Consider the following 13,594-nt stretch of genomic DNA (forward strand, 5'->3'; position numbering starts at 1 on the left):
CTACTTTCTATATTTGGATTCATTCCAATCGATGTTGAGCATTCGCAGCATTCAAAAGTGCCTGTTGTAATTCTTTATCGACAGCATACAGATAAAGGCCGTGCACGCCACGTGTTAGCAACACGTTTAATTGATTGCGCAATAAGTCTTCAGCCACTCTTGCTTTGGTGCCATCACTAAGCGTCCGTTTCTGCGTCGCGGTCTTATCTTTGCTCCCTGCAGGATCAAAAATGATATGACCATTTCGATATTTTACAGATTCCCCGATAATTACCCCAGCAAAATTCAGATCGAAGCCTTGAATCGTATAAGTAGAACCAACTTCATTGATTGTTTCCGGTTGTTCTGCCCACGATAAGCCACGTTCAGCCTGATTCTGCTTACGTGTTCTAGGCAACTGCAAATTCCATGGCATCGACCAATCGCCGTCGGATACATACCAGTAGTCACTGCCATCTTCCGGTTTTTTCTGGTTGACATACTTCCAGTCAAATGTGGCCAAAACACGCGATAAACCATGTTTATTACTTTCAGTGTCTTTTGCTTTTTTCTGAATTTCATTTTGAAGACTCTGCGGATTCGTCGCGATTTTAAGCTCATACTTAGCATCATGAGGAATTGTTTTAATTGCTTGGTTGAAAACAAAATCCGTGATCCAGTCGATTGTATTTAAATTGGCATCCATTCGCATTTGATTTTTGAGTTGGATCAAATTGCCGTTATCTTTTGATTGTCGTTCTAACTCATTGATCTGGTCAGCCTCTAAATATTCAACCGTCTTCAAAACCTGGTGTTGATCAAAGACCACGATCACAACCTTAGCCAACTTCAATAAATCTTGCAATTGATTCTTGCCCCGATAACTTTGTTTACCTTGCGTCCAAAGCAAATGTGCTTCATCTATTAAAATAATGTCTACAGGATTTTCAGAAGTATGATTATTGATAAAATTGGTCGGTTTAGTCACAATTTTCTCATCTAAACGTGTCAGCCCTAATTTCTGAGCAATTTGCTCATAGACTTTCAATTGCTGTTCATGGTTAATCAAGAGGTATGCATGGGGACTTGCCTCTGAAAAATTATTTTGACTTAATAAATCTTCATTTAAATCATAGAACAAGTTGCTCAAAAGCACAGTTTTACCTGCGCCAGCATCACCTTCAACCATGATCAGCTGTCCAACTTCTGGTCGAGACATCGCTAACTCAATTTTATCTGTAATCAGCTGCTTGGCCAGAACCTGCTCATTAGTCAATTGATGAAATGGCGAAGCTTTGAATAACGCAGAATCGCGGATAATACTTTCTAGCGGAAATAAATTTGCATCATAGCCATGCAGTTTTCGCCAAATTTTTGAGAAAATCGGCTTCATTTCATCAGCCGTATAATACTGATTCTGTGGATTCGTACGCCGATTATTAATTTGTGTAATCGAATCAACGCTCAACAAATACATCATCAATTGATTCTCAACATCTAGCGTCAACGACTTATTAAAATGTGGATGACCAATCACAAACATCCTGGCATCCTTAGCATGCGAAAGTTGATTCCAATCTTCACGCGTATTAGGATCTTCCAACAAATGTTGATTCGTACGACGACGGATATCAGTCGTTTCACCCACATAAACAGTGTATTTTTGCGATTGCTCCTCATCGTGAATGATGTAAACCGTAGGATAATCCAAAAGAAGCTCACTTTTCTTATTATTTGTACCAAGCGAGCTAAGCAATTCATCTATCGAATTTTTATTGTAGGAAACTTCTTTAATGACTGGTGAAGAAACGTTATTTGTCTTGGTCATGATTATCCTTCAAAATATAATTTTTGCTCTAGGTTACATGTTTGAAAAAAGTCTCGGCTACTTAGATACTATTTCAATGTTTTATTTAATGGGTTGTCAGGTACTTAAAGAATGTGCTTGGTAGCTGATCTTTGAGTGAAAAAATAAGCTCTACAACGCTCTTTCTATCGCCATCTTTGGTTTCCTTGACTACTTCTTTGATTGTATTTATTTCCGGCGTAACTTGTCCAAGAAAATAAAAATCTTTTCCTTCATCGTCAGACTTTTTCGCAAACAGATAGATTACCCAGTTTTCAGGTCTTCTCAAAATTTTTACTTCTGGTGAATCAATGTGTCGGGGTGCCTTCGTGTAATATAATACTTTATTCTGGTCCAAAATAGTGTCTTCATATGCAATTTGAGCACCTTTAAAATCTTCGCCCTTTTCTATAGTCATGAAAATAGCAAACTTTCCGTCTTTGTAGGTATAGCCACCTATATTTTGATCAACCATCTGTTGTTTCCAACAACCTAGCCGCAAAACGTCTCGTCGTTTATATTTCTGATATAGCGTATATTTGTTCTGTATATCATACTTCTCACTATTCTTTTCAGCCGTCTTTAATGCGTCCATCAATAAAAACTTAAAATACTCATTATTAAGTGCCGTCTTCAATTGAGCTGAACTTATCACTTGACCATTTTCAATCTGAATAAATGCTGCTCCATGATAAGATTTTGCTTGACCTCCGGCATAAAAATCAATTGTCAACACGTTTATAACTGAATTCACTACTTCATCGGTAGCTGTTAATCCATTTTTAATAAATAGTGACTGTAAATCAGCAGTAGATAATTGATTGATTTCGCCCACCAATGCTCTAATAACCACTAATTCCTGTTTGCGCATTCCAGATAGTAATTCTTTGGAAAAAAACTTCATCAATTGATTATCAGCTTCTGAGATCGTACCTTCATTTTCATGTATCTTTACCAGAAATCCATAGTAGGAAGATTCTTTAGTAGCAACCAACTGAGGATCCAATACATTAGATTCCTTGAAATCTAGTAAATATGGAACTCTGTTCAGTCTCATTTTCAATTGAAAAAATGCTTTTTTAAGTGCACTCACTGAGTCGAGCTTCGCACTATCAATAGCAGAATATATTTTTTCTTTAGCAACAGCTTCAAAATTGACTGCAGAGAGTCCAGAAATATAAGATGTGTCAAATGTATCCTTACGCATGTTATTCTTGTTACCAGAAACATCCCCAGACAATGCCATTGGTATCATATAATTATTCCTATAATTACCGATAAAATCAATTACAGTTACAAATTTTTTAGAAGGATCTTTTCTCAGTCCACGACCGAGTTGCTGAATAAAAATAATACTCGACTGCGTATTCCTCAACAAGATAATTTGATTTATTTTGGGGATATCGACACCCTCATTAAAGATATCGACCGTAAAAATATAACTAATTATGCCATCTTCAAGTCGCTCTATTTGCTTTTCACGTTCATCAATATCATCTTCGCCAGATAAATATACAGAGCGAATTCCTTTTGAACTGAACAAATCAGCCAACTTCTTGGCTTCATCTTTACGACTGCAAAAAACTAGTCCCTTCGCATCATTCTGATAACAGCCATAATAATTGATCTTTTCAATTAAATATCTAACACGTTCTTCTTCAACTAACTCAGCTAAATCACTTGTTGTCTCTATTATTTGTCCATTTTTTTCATAATCTGTTACACCAAAATAATTAAACGGGCATAAAAGATCCTCTTCCAGCGCTTCCTGAAGACGAATTTCATAAGCAATATTATAATCGAATAGTTCAAAAATATTGAAACCATCTGTTCGCTCAGGTGTTGCTGTCATGCCGAGAAGAAATTTTGGATCCAAATAATTGATCACTTTCTGGTAGGAACCTGCACCTGCCTTATGTACTTCGTCCACGAGCACATAATCGAAATAATCTTGTGGAAATTGCTCCAAGTAGTTATCTTTGGAGATCGTCTGAATTGTCGCGAAAAGATATTTTGCTTCAGTTTCTTTAGAATTACCTGACAAGATTCCATAATCGCTATCATTGCCACCGAGTATTTTTTTAAACGATTCTTTTGCTTTTTTTAGAATTTGTTCACGATGGACAATAAAAAGAAATCGCCTGGGTGCAAACTGTGCCACATCAAATGCAGCTAAATAGGTTTTACCTGTACCTGTCGCTGAAATAACCAATCCTTTTTTCGCTCCGGTTTCACGCAGCTCTTGTAAGTTTTTTAATGCCATCTTCTGCATTTTGTTTGGAACAATATATTCTCCAAGAACCGGTTCATCCTCAATCATGTCTGGTTGAACAACTGTCTTTGGCTGCTGGTATGTCTCTGCATATTTCTGTATCCATTCAGAGTCTAGCGGCTTCGACTGTGACCATTCATCTTCTAGATGATTTTTTGCCTGGAGTATCACTTCACCATAATCAAGTGAACTCAAACGAATATTCCACTCATAATTAAGCTTCAGGGCACTCATTGTTAAATTAGAGCTACCAATAATGAATGTATAATAATCTGATCTTTCAAATAGGTACCCTTTTGAGTGAAAGCCGTTTTTGCTAGAGATTCGCACATCCAAATTGGGGATTCTGAGCAATGATTCAAATACGAACGGATCATTGAAACCAAGGTAAGTTGAAGTTAATAATCTGCCAGAGATACCCCGTTGCGCCAAATCGGCTAATTGTGTTTTAATGCTATTTAATCCATCTTGGGTAATAAAAGCCACTGAAAAAAAGAAGCTTCGACAACTCTCAACTTCTTCTTGTAAAGTATTTAAAAGAAAGTCTTGTTTTTCAGGTTGATTGACAATTAATTTAGGATCAAGTTGAGATCCTGCAATATCTTTGTCAATAAAACCATGCTTCAGCGATTGCGCAAGTAGCTTAGAAGAATTCATGGTAATCTCCAAGTTGTATGATTTCTTTTGCAGTTGATACATCAACCGGTGCAAAAGTTAATTTTGCTAATTCAGAAGGCTTCAGCCATTTAATCGCAATATGCTCAGTTAGTATTGGCTCACCAGAGATTAATTGACAAATAAAAGTTTTCATATTAACTGTACCAAACTCATAATCATATGATGCAGAAACAAACTCATTTTCTGCAACGTTGACTTCAATCTTCAATTCTTCTTCAAGCTCACGTTGTAAGGCCTGACGCGGTGTTTCACCAACTTCAATTTTACCACCTGGAAATTCCCAGAAATTCTCTAATGTTCTCCCCGGTCCACGCTGACAGCATAAAATCCGACCATCTTTTATTAGAACTGCACCAACTACATGAAATTGTTTACTCATGAACACCCTTCTTATCTATAAATATATCTATAGGATCACATAAAATTTAAAAATAATCAAGAAGCCAAAGCTCAGATTGTTGAGTCATCAATACATACAGCTGCATTTATTTAAGTTGCTGGCTATTCAGTATGTTAGATTATCTCAGATTTAAATTCGCCATTATTTAAAAAATACGTCGTTTCACGAATAATTTTCTGTACGACGCTTCTTTGCTATCCGTAAGTTATCTTAGACTTTTATTATATACTTCTATTCTCGCAAACCATATCTGAACTACAACGAGGACAAAACTCAATACCTACAACCAATCTGTTGAAGTTCCCACACTTATCAGTTATACTGAGTATATAAAAAGAGACCTGCTATTTGCGTAACAGGCCTCCAGCAAAACCGTTTAAGACGGTTGACTTCATTAGAACATTAAAAACTAGTCGTCTAACTCCGTCAAAAGTTATGGACGGCTATTTTTTATTGTCGAAAAACAGCTTCACGATCGTGATGACCAAATTCAGCATTGTGGCAATAAACATCCCAAATGCCAGCATCAGCGATAACGTTTCAGCTATGGACAACAAGACACCTCCCCACTTCAGATTTTGAATTACGCGCATAGGCGATCATCTCACTTTCGTTGGATTGGCCAACCGTCTCAACTTTCTTGCTTCTTTGATTGTAACATGAAAGCGCATTATTTGTTATAGCTTATCAAGTTATTGTAAATAACAGCTCATTAGTCTTCTTCCCCATCCAGCTGAATTCCCCGAATCGAATCGTCGACCTCATCCATGAAGTCCTCAGCTTCCATTCGCTGGTGCCATTCGTTGGCGTCCTGGTCGTTCGTGATCGTGTTTTTTATGTTGTTATATAATTGCTCAACAACTTCTTGCCATATTTTCTCAACTTGCACGGCAACGACGGCGTCATTCCAACGCCGGACTGGTGCGCGATCGGCGTTTATTTGTTGTTGATGATCAGTTGCCTTATTACAAAATTCTTGTTTGGCCGTGGTCAGGCTTTCGAAATATTTGATAAATTCTTTTAGATCCATAGTTGTCTCCTCCAGATTTTGAGGTACTTTTGCTTACAGCCCCATTATACGAACATAGGTTTGTAAAAGCAATAACAGCTATATTTCTGATCTAAGTATCATTTTCAAATCATAATCTTGAGATTTGATTTATACGTGCAATACGTGTAAAATCATTTTTATGTGGAGGTATGTTTTCTATGCCCATGACGCAAAAACAAATGGTCAAATTATTAAAAACCAATGGTTGGATACAAACTGCTGGTGGAAAAGGTTCTCACATTAAAATGGAAATGGCTGGTAAACGGCCAATCACTATTCCTCATGGCGAACTAAACAAATACACAGAGCGTGGGATTAAGAAAGAAGCAGGTTTATCATCATTGTCTTAATTTCATCAAAGGAGGGAGTTAATTATGCGGCTTAGTTATCCAGCACTATTTTATTATGATGATCGTGAATCCGTGAAGTACTTTGTGACTTTTCCTGATTTCAAGAATTCTGCAACACAAGGTGACAATATTACCGACGCAATGTATATGGCTTCGGATTGGCTGGGCATCAATCTCGCCGACTTGATTGAAAATGGCGAAGAAACACCTCAACAGTCCAATATTAATCGCTTGTCTTTGGCGGATAATAACCCGTTCAAAAACGATCCAGATTTCACATTAACTTATGATCCAGCAAAGTCTTTCATCTCGATGGTGACGGTTGATTTATCTGACTACCTCAATAATGATCACCCCATCAAAAAAACACTGACGATTCCAACCTGGGCGGATAAACTTGGTCATGAATTAAATCTGAACTTCTCGCAAACACTTACCGAAGCCATTGCCGAATATAAAATTGACCAGAAACATTAATCACTAATAGACGACACTTTATCTATTCAAAAACAGGATCAAAAGTATGCTTAAACCAGCATACTTTTGATCCTGTTTCAATTTGGTTCATTTTTTATAGTACATTGTCTTCTTTAGCGTTTGAATTCAACTCGACCAGCTTACCGGTGTCGAGATAGACGATCCACTCGCAAATGTTGGTCACATAATCGCCGATACGCTCGAGAAAATTATCGACCAGCATGTAGTCCATCGCGCCGACGATTGTTTCGGAATCGGCCTGCATTTGCGCCACACACATTTGATAAATTTTGTTCGAAAAAGCATCGACATTTTTATCCTCGGCGGCGATATCGGTCGCGCGCTTGATGTCTGCCTTAACATACGCGTCCAAAACTTCCTCGACCATTTGCTTAACCTTCGTGGCCATTTCAGCGAGCACCTGTTCGATTTCAGGCACGCGCACATTGCCCTTCACGCGAATCGTTGATTTAGCAATACTGACTGCGTGATCGCCCATGCGTTCCAGATCAGAACTTGCCTTCATGACCGTCACGATCATCCGCAAGTCAGAAGTGACCGGCTGTTGCAAAGCAATCATCTCGAAAGATCTTTTTTCCAAGTCGGTTTCACGCTCATTAATGTGTTTGTCGGCAGCGATAACTTCTTTAGCCAGCGCCTTATCGTGATTGATGAACGCATTCACAGATTTGTAGATAGCCTCATTGACCATCATTCCCATCTCAGAAAAGCGAACGTGCAAATCATTTAGCTCATCCTCAAAATTTTGTCTAAACATCTTATATTCCTCCCTTTTTGGTATGTTGCGAGGTGGCACGGGTGAAATTAATGACTAAGTTGCCAATAACTTAAATCCTGCTTTTGGATTCAAGTTATTGGTACTTAGACACTTAATTTCAGTGCCACCGAGCACAGGTATGTTGCGAGAGACCATGGGTTGAAATCGAGCATTAACTCAACTCATGATAAAATCCGTGTTTTGGATTTCATCATGAGTTAGTTAAGCGGAAATTTCAATGGCCTCGAGCACGATTATGTTGCGAGCACTGACGGGTTGGCTGCGTAAGCTAAGTCTATCAAGAACTTAATTCGCTTTTTGAATTCAGTTCTTGATAACTTAGCTATAGCAGACAGTCAGTTCAAGCATAGTTATGTTGCGAGTCGCCACGGGTGAAATCGAGCATTAACTCGACTAATGATCAAATTCTGCTTTTGGAATTTCATCATTAGCCAGTTAAGCGGAAATTTCAGTGGTGACGAGCACGATTATGTTGCGAGCACTGACGAGTTTTTCCGCCGCACTTCTACCCGAACCGACCTGATATATAGTCTTCGGTTTCTTTGCGCTTTGGTTGCATGAAGATGTCTCTAGTTTCGCCGAACTCGATCAGTTGACCAGCTAGGAAAAAGGCCGTTCGATCTGACAGCCGTGATGCCTGTTGCATGTTTCTGGTCACGATCACGATCGAATAATCTTCTTTTAATTTCAACATCGTGCGTTCGATTTTATCGCTGGAAATCGGATCCAGGGCACTCGTTGGTTCATCCATCAGAATTACTTTCGGCTTCGTCGCTAGAACGCGCGCGATACAGATTCGCTGTTGCTGACCACCGGATAAACTCAGCGCGTTGTCGTGCAATCGATCCTTGACTTCATCCCAGATTGCAGCGGCAGAAAGACTTTTTTCGACGGCTTCGTCGAGCACGGCTTTATTTTTTTCACCGGAAATACGCAAGCCGTAAGTCACATTCTCATAGATCGAAAACGGAAACGGATTCGGCTGCTGGAACAGCATGCCGACTTGTTTGCGCAATTCGACCGCATCCATGCCCGGCGCGTAAATATTCTGACCATCCACCTCGACCGTGCCCGTCACCGTAACGTTGGGCACTAAGTCGTTCAGGCGGTTGATCGTCTTCAATAGCGTGGATTTCCCACAACCAGACGGGCCAATGACGGCCGTGATTTCATTCTTTTTAAAATTGATCGAGACCCCTTTTAGCGCCTCTACTTGACCATAATACAAGTGAAGGTCTTGAACGGTGATCAGGTCGTTATCTTCAGACATATATTTTTACTCCTCGTTTGAGTAGTGGTGGAAAATGGAATTACTTCGGCCGTGATCTTGAGTCAATGCAGCACTGGCTGTGGGGACGGTTCCAAGCTTTTGGAAAACCACCAAAAGTTTTCCACCTTCGATTTGAGCCCTTCCAAAAACGGGAAGGTCTCAAATACGACCCAAATTCTAGGCAGGTACAACCCCACCTGCTAAGAATTTTTTCACTGCCAGTCTGCCTTGTCTCAAGATCACGGCCTAAACTTAAGCTGATTTAGGCTCATAACTTAATAACAAAGTATAGTTGAACAAATCAGGATTGTTGACAATTAATAATAAAAAGCTGAATAAAACAATTAATGTTTGATAGCTAATCTGAATAGAATAGGTCAAATTTGTGGAGTGGAATAGTGGACACACCGTGAAACTGGTGTTAATGAGCCGGTTTTGCGAATTTTGCTTTAGCCGTTCGAACTTTGTGAGTTACGGATAATGACATCGTTAGCGCCGTGGGAGCCAGTACAGCAGGGGGCGCATTTGAGACTTTTTCGTGGTTTTCGGAAAAGGCTCAAATCGTGCTCGAAGACAATTTGCTTTTTAATTGGCTGAGAGCTATCCCCCACGGTGCTGTCCACTATTCCACGGAACAAATTCGACCGGAGGTAGATCATGAGCTTCTGCTATTTCAATCAATAAGTATCTTACCCAAAATGCCCAGACACATAATCTTCCGTCGCTTTGATCTTAGGTCGCGTGAAGATTTTCCGCGTTTCATCATACTCCAACGCATCACCCAAGTGGAAAAACGCGGTGTAGTCGCTGATTCGCCCGGCTTGTTGCATGTTGTGGGTCACGATAATAATCGTATAATCTTTTTTCAATTCCATCAGCGTATCTTCAACCGTCGCCGTAGAAACCGGATCGAGCACACTCGCCGGTTCATCCAGCAAGAGAATATCTGGCTTCATCGCGATAGCACGGGCGATGCACAAACGTTGTTGCTGCCCACCAGATAAGGCGAGTGCGCTTTGATGCAGATCGTCCTTGACCTGTTTCCACAAGCCGGCCTGTTTCAACGTCCGTTCAACGGCTTCGTCCAGCACATCTTTGCGCTTTTCACCATGGCGCTTCAACGCGAAGGTGATGTTCTCATAGATCGACTTAGCAAATGGATTCGGCTGTTGGAAAACCATGCCAATATGTTTACGCATTTCATAAACATCAATATTATCACCGTTGATATCCAACCCACGATACATAATCTTTCCCGTAACCTTGGTGCCGGCAATATTATCGTTCATCCGATTCAGCGAGCGCAGATAAGTAGACTTGCCCGAACCAGACGCGCCGATCAAGGCGGTAATTTTGAAACGCTCGAATCCCAGTGAGACCCCATGAATTGCTTCGTGAGTTCCATAAGCAACGTGAAGATCGTCCGTCGTGAGCGCAATTTCGCGGTTACCATCGTCGAGATTTTTCAAATAGCGATCTGAACTGTCATAATTCTGCATGATTTATTTGCGCTCCTTTACACCAGTTAAGCGGCCGTACAAGCGGTTGCCCACATAACGAGCGGCGAGATTTAATAATAACACGAATAAAACTAAAACCGCAGAAGATGCCGCCGAAACTTGAGTGGCATCTGGAATAATACCTTCTGAATTAATTTTCCAAATATGAACGGCTAACGTTTCGGCCGAGCGCATTGGATTCAAGGGGCTGGCAATGTACATTGGATTCCAATTGCTGAAATCTAATGGCGGTGAACTTTGGCCGGCGGTATAAATCAAAGCAGCCGCTTCACCGAAGATTCGGCCCATGCCTAAGATCATCCCGGTAATAATTCCGGGCAGTGCAGCGGGTACCACGACATGGATCACTGTTTCCCACCGTGAGAGGCCCAGAGCGTAGCCGGCTTCTCGCTGGGTATAATGAATCGCCTGCAACGAATCTTCCACCTTGCGCGTTAATAAGGGCAGATTAAAGACCGTTAGCGCCAAGGCACCCGATAAAATTGAGAACCCAAACTTAAAGTTGATCGAAAAGACCAAGAAACCGAATAATCCGACGACAACTGAAGGCAAAGAGCTCAAAACTTCGATCGCGTTACGGATCAAACTGGTCACCCAATTTTTCGGCGCGTACTCTGATAAATAAATCCCAGCGCCTAATGATAATGGCACGGAAATAATCATTGCTAAGACTAATAAATAAATTGAGTTGAATAACTGAACACCGATCCCACCGCCGGCTTCAAACGAACTAGAACGGCCGGTAATGAAATGCCAACTGACATGAGGCAATCCTGAAATCAAGATATAGAGCAACAAGAATGCCAGGACGAAAATAATGAAAATCGAAATCAAATACAAAACGGTTGTCGCAACTTTATCCCATTTACGTGCTGTCATTAATGCATCGCTCCCCTCTTACCGATCCAGCGAATCAGAATATTGAAGACCAATGGCATGATCAATAACAATAAGGCCAGTGACCATAGCGCGTTATTGCTCAGTGAACCCATGACAGAGTTCCCCATGCCCATGGTCAGGACACTGGTCAACGTCGACGCTGGCGAAATGAGGTTGCCTGGTAATAGCATCGCATTCCCAATGACCATTTGAACGGCCAAGGCTTCACCAAATGCCCGCGACATTCCGAAGACAACTGCGGTGATGATACCCGAAACAGAAGCACGTAAGACCACTTTATAAATCGTTTGCCAACGCGTCGCGCCCAATGCCAATGAAGCCTCGCGATAATTCCGCGGCACACTGTTGAGCGCGTCGACAGTCATTGAAGTGACCGTTGGTAAAATCATGACGAACAAGACAAACGTTCCTGATAAAATCCCGAAACCACTACCACCAAAAGTACGACGAACAAATGGGACCACAACTGATAAGCCAATAAAGCCATAAACAACCGAAGGAATCCCCACTAATAATTCGATAACAGGCTGCAAAACCCGCTTGCCCAATTTTGGCGATATTTCGGTCATGAAGACTGCTGCACCAATGGCAAATGGTGTCGCCACAATTGCCGCTAAGAACGTGACAGAGAACGAACCGACGATCATTGGCAACGCGCCAACTTGTGGATCGCCCTGCGCATCATTCGTGCTAGGATTCCAAACCGTTCCCGTCAAAAACTTCCACAGATTAACTTTATCCGTGAAAAAAGTTGCCAACCCTTTCGATGCGACGAAATAAAAGATCGAAACAACCACACCAATAATAATTGTGATACAAATACCAGAAATAACTTTTCCAAATATTTCGTTTTTACTAGCCCGCGAACGTTTTAAAAGGCTGGCCCGAATTTCATCATTATTCATTGATCGTTGCCACCTTTCCCGCTAAAGTCCGACTCACTTTCATATCCTTGATGGGAATATAACCCATTTCACCAACGATCTCGTCTTGGATCGTGTCGGATAAAATATACGTCATGAACTTGGCGGTCAAGCCCGTCGGTTTTCCATTCGTATACATATGTTCATACGACCAAATTTTCCATTTATTGATCTGCACATTTTTGTCAGTAGGCGTCACGTTGTCAACATTGACCGTCTTCACGGTTTTATCGACATACGGAAAGGCCATGTAACTGATGGCGCCTGGTGTCGAAGCCACGATCTGCCGCACCATCCCCGTAGAATCCTGTTCCTGCGCCTGCATCGTGCTGCGACCCTTCATCACCCAACGCTCGAAGGTATCGCGCGTCCCGCTACCCTGCGCACGGTTGATCACAACGATTTTCTGATTCGGACCACCAAGCTTATTCCAATTGGTAATATCACCAGAAAAAATCTTCGCCAACTGATCCGTGCTCAAGTTTTTGACCGAGATCTCCGGATTCACGACCGGCGTCACGCCGACAACAGCAACCTTATGATCGACCAAATCTTTCGGATCGATCCCAGATTTCTGTTCCGCGTAAAGATCAGAATTCCCGATTTCCACAGAAGCAGCCTGAATTTGCGACAAGCCCGTCCCAGACCCACCACCTTGAACATTAATGAATTGGCCAGGATTATCCTCCGTGAAACGATCCCCCGCCGCCTCGACCAACGGCTGCAACGCCGAAGACCCAACGGCCGTAATCGACTCGCCAGTCTGCTTCAACTGACAACCCGACAAGATAACAAGCAGTGAAGTTAATCCCAATAGCGCGATCAATCTCTTCTTCAAGTTTCATTCCTCCATGATAACTAACTACAAGTATATGGGTATCATGTAACAAAAAAGCACAATTAATGTAAAAGTATTGTAAATTTTAGAGTGCGAGAAGTGACGGGTTGAAATCTACGACTAAGATAACTAAAACGTAAAATTCGCACTTAAATTTTTTGTTTTAGTTTCTTAGACGCTAGATTTCAGTCACTTCGAGCACGTTTTAGCTCGTCAGCAACAGAACCGTAGCCCTCATCTACCTCCGGTCGCAATCTCGGACCCAGGCAAATCTGACTGTGGGGACGGTTC

Annotated in this window: 13 protein-coding genes; 2 read left to right on the forward strand and 11 right to left on the reverse strand. The window is 41.3% G+C overall.

Translation table 11 applies throughout. The features are described from left to right. Positions 1-19: 19 nt before the first annotated feature. The 5 genes from EKM67_RS00130 to EKM67_RS00150 all read right to left on the reverse strand — a co-directional run bounded on the left by EKM67_RS00130 (position 20) and on the right by EKM67_RS00150 (position 6,205). Complete coding sequence (locus EKM67_RS00130) at positions 20-1,807, reverse strand: DUF2075 domain-containing protein (RefSeq protein ID WP_125576047.1); 1,788 nt, start codon at positions 1,805-1,807, stop codon at positions 20-22. 85 nt (positions 1,808-1,892) lie between these two features. Beyond that, positions 1,893-4,754, reverse strand: coding sequence for a DEAD/DEAH box helicase (locus EKM67_RS00135; protein ID WP_125576049.1), 2,862 nt, complete (start codon positions 4,752-4,754; stop codon positions 1,893-1,895). Continuing rightward, the gene (locus EKM67_RS00140) at positions 4,741-5,154 is read right to left on the reverse strand and encodes a (deoxy)nucleoside triphosphate pyrophosphohydrolase (protein WP_125576051.1); all 414 of its coding nucleotides are present in this window, start codon (positions 5,152-5,154) and stop codon (positions 4,741-4,743) included. Before EKM67_RS00140 ends, EKM67_RS00135 begins: the two co-directional genes overlap by 14 nt. 464 nt (positions 5,155-5,618) lie before the next feature. After that, positions 5,619-5,729, reverse strand: a complete 111-nt coding sequence (locus tag EKM67_RS00145; protein WP_225417253.1) for a putative holin-like toxin — start codon at positions 5,727-5,729, stop codon at positions 5,619-5,621. A gap of 158 nt (positions 5,730-5,887) precedes the next feature. Then, a complete protein-coding gene (locus EKM67_RS00150) occupies positions 5,888-6,205 on the reverse strand; it encodes a hypothetical protein (protein WP_125576055.1) in 318 nt (105 codons plus the stop codon). A 179-nt stretch (positions 6,206-6,384) separates the two neighbouring features. Between EKM67_RS00150 and EKM67_RS00155 the strand changes: the two genes are divergently transcribed. Further along, entirely contained in the window at positions 6,385-6,576 is a 192-nt protein-coding gene (locus tag EKM67_RS00155; protein WP_125576057.1) for a type II toxin-antitoxin system HicA family toxin, read from the forward strand. Between the two features lie 24 nt (positions 6,577-6,600). After that, positions 6,601-7,053: a type II toxin-antitoxin system HicB family antitoxin gene (locus tag EKM67_RS00160; protein ID WP_125576059.1), complete on the forward strand. Its 453-nt coding sequence runs from the start codon at positions 6,601-6,603 to the stop codon at positions 7,051-7,053. A gap of 94 nt (positions 7,054-7,147) precedes the next feature. On the opposite strand, the gene phoU is transcribed toward EKM67_RS00160, so the two are convergent. The 6 genes from phoU to EKM67_RS00190 all read right to left on the reverse strand — a co-directional run bounded on the left by phoU (position 7,148) and on the right by EKM67_RS00190 (position 13,303). Further along, positions 7,148-7,831: a phosphate signaling complex protein PhoU gene (gene phoU, locus EKM67_RS00165; RefSeq protein WP_125576060.1), complete on the reverse strand. Its 684-nt coding sequence runs from the start codon at positions 7,829-7,831 to the stop codon at positions 7,148-7,150. A gap of 526 nt (positions 7,832-8,357) precedes the next feature. Then, the gene (gene pstB, locus EKM67_RS00170; protein WP_125576062.1) at positions 8,358-9,122 is read right to left on the reverse strand and encodes a phosphate ABC transporter ATP-binding protein PstB; all 765 of its coding nucleotides are present in this window, start codon (positions 9,120-9,122) and stop codon (positions 8,358-8,360) included. A 689-nt stretch (positions 9,123-9,811) separates the two neighbouring features. Next, the gene (gene pstB, locus EKM67_RS00175) at positions 9,812-10,621 is read right to left on the reverse strand and encodes a phosphate ABC transporter ATP-binding protein PstB (RefSeq protein WP_125576064.1); all 810 of its coding nucleotides are present in this window, start codon (positions 10,619-10,621) and stop codon (positions 9,812-9,814) included. 3 nt (positions 10,622-10,624) lie between these two features. After that, positions 10,625-11,521: a phosphate ABC transporter permease PstA gene (pstA, locus tag EKM67_RS00180; protein WP_125576066.1), complete on the reverse strand. Its 897-nt coding sequence runs from the start codon at positions 11,519-11,521 to the stop codon at positions 10,625-10,627. Next, positions 11,521-12,447 carry a phosphate ABC transporter permease subunit PstC gene (gene pstC, locus EKM67_RS00185; RefSeq protein WP_125576068.1) on the reverse strand — a complete coding sequence of 309 codons (927 nt, stop codon included), beginning with the start codon at positions 12,445-12,447 and terminating at the stop codon, positions 11,521-11,523. The genes pstA and pstC overlap by 1 nt, the downstream gene beginning before the upstream one ends. Continuing rightward, positions 12,440-13,303: a phosphate ABC transporter substrate-binding protein PstS family protein gene (locus EKM67_RS00190; RefSeq protein WP_125576070.1), complete on the reverse strand. Its 864-nt coding sequence runs from the start codon at positions 13,301-13,303 to the stop codon at positions 12,440-12,442. The genes pstC and EKM67_RS00190 overlap by 8 nt, the downstream gene beginning before the upstream one ends. Positions 13,304-13,594: the final 291 nt, after the last annotated feature.

The organism is Lapidilactobacillus mulanensis, assembly GCF_003946215.1.
Lineage (GTDB): Bacteria > Bacillota > Bacilli > Lactobacillales > Lactobacillaceae > Lapidilactobacillus > Lapidilactobacillus mulanensis.

Coding starts and splice junctions, on each gene's coding strand:
- EKM67_RS00130 (WP_125576047.1), bottom strand. CDS start 1,807: ATGACCAAGACAAATAACGTTTCTTCACCAGTCATTAAAGAAGTTTCC.
- EKM67_RS00135 (WP_125576049.1), bottom strand. CDS start 4,754: ATGAATTCTTCTAAGCTACTTGCGCAATCGCTGAAGCATGGTTTTATT.
- EKM67_RS00140 (WP_125576051.1), bottom strand. CDS start 5,154: ATGAGTAAACAATTTCATGTAGTTGGTGCAGTTCTAATAAAAGATGGT.
- EKM67_RS00150 (WP_125576055.1), bottom strand. CDS start 6,205: ATGGATCTAAAAGAATTTATCAAATATTTCGAAAGCCTGACCACGGCC.
- EKM67_RS00155 (WP_125576057.1), top strand. CDS start 6,385: ATGCCCATGACGCAAAAACAAATGGTCAAATTATTAAAAACCAATGGT.
- EKM67_RS00160 (WP_125576059.1), top strand. CDS start 6,601: ATGCGGCTTAGTTATCCAGCACTATTTTATTATGATGATCGTGAATCC.
- phoU (WP_125576060.1), bottom strand. CDS start 7,831: ATGTTTAGACAAAATTTTGAGGATGAGCTAAATGATTTGCACGTTCGC.
- pstB (WP_125576062.1), bottom strand. CDS start 9,122: ATGTCTGAAGATAACGACCTGATCACCGTTCAAGACCTTCACTTGTAT.
- pstB (WP_125576064.1), bottom strand. CDS start 10,621: ATGCAGAATTATGACAGTTCAGATCGCTATTTGAAAAATCTCGACGAT.
- pstA (WP_125576066.1), bottom strand. CDS start 11,521: ATGACAGCACGTAAATGGGATAAAGTTGCGACAACCGTTTTGTATTTG.
- pstC (WP_125576068.1), bottom strand. CDS start 12,447: ATGAATAATGATGAAATTCGGGCCAGCCTTTTAAAACGTTCGCGGGCT.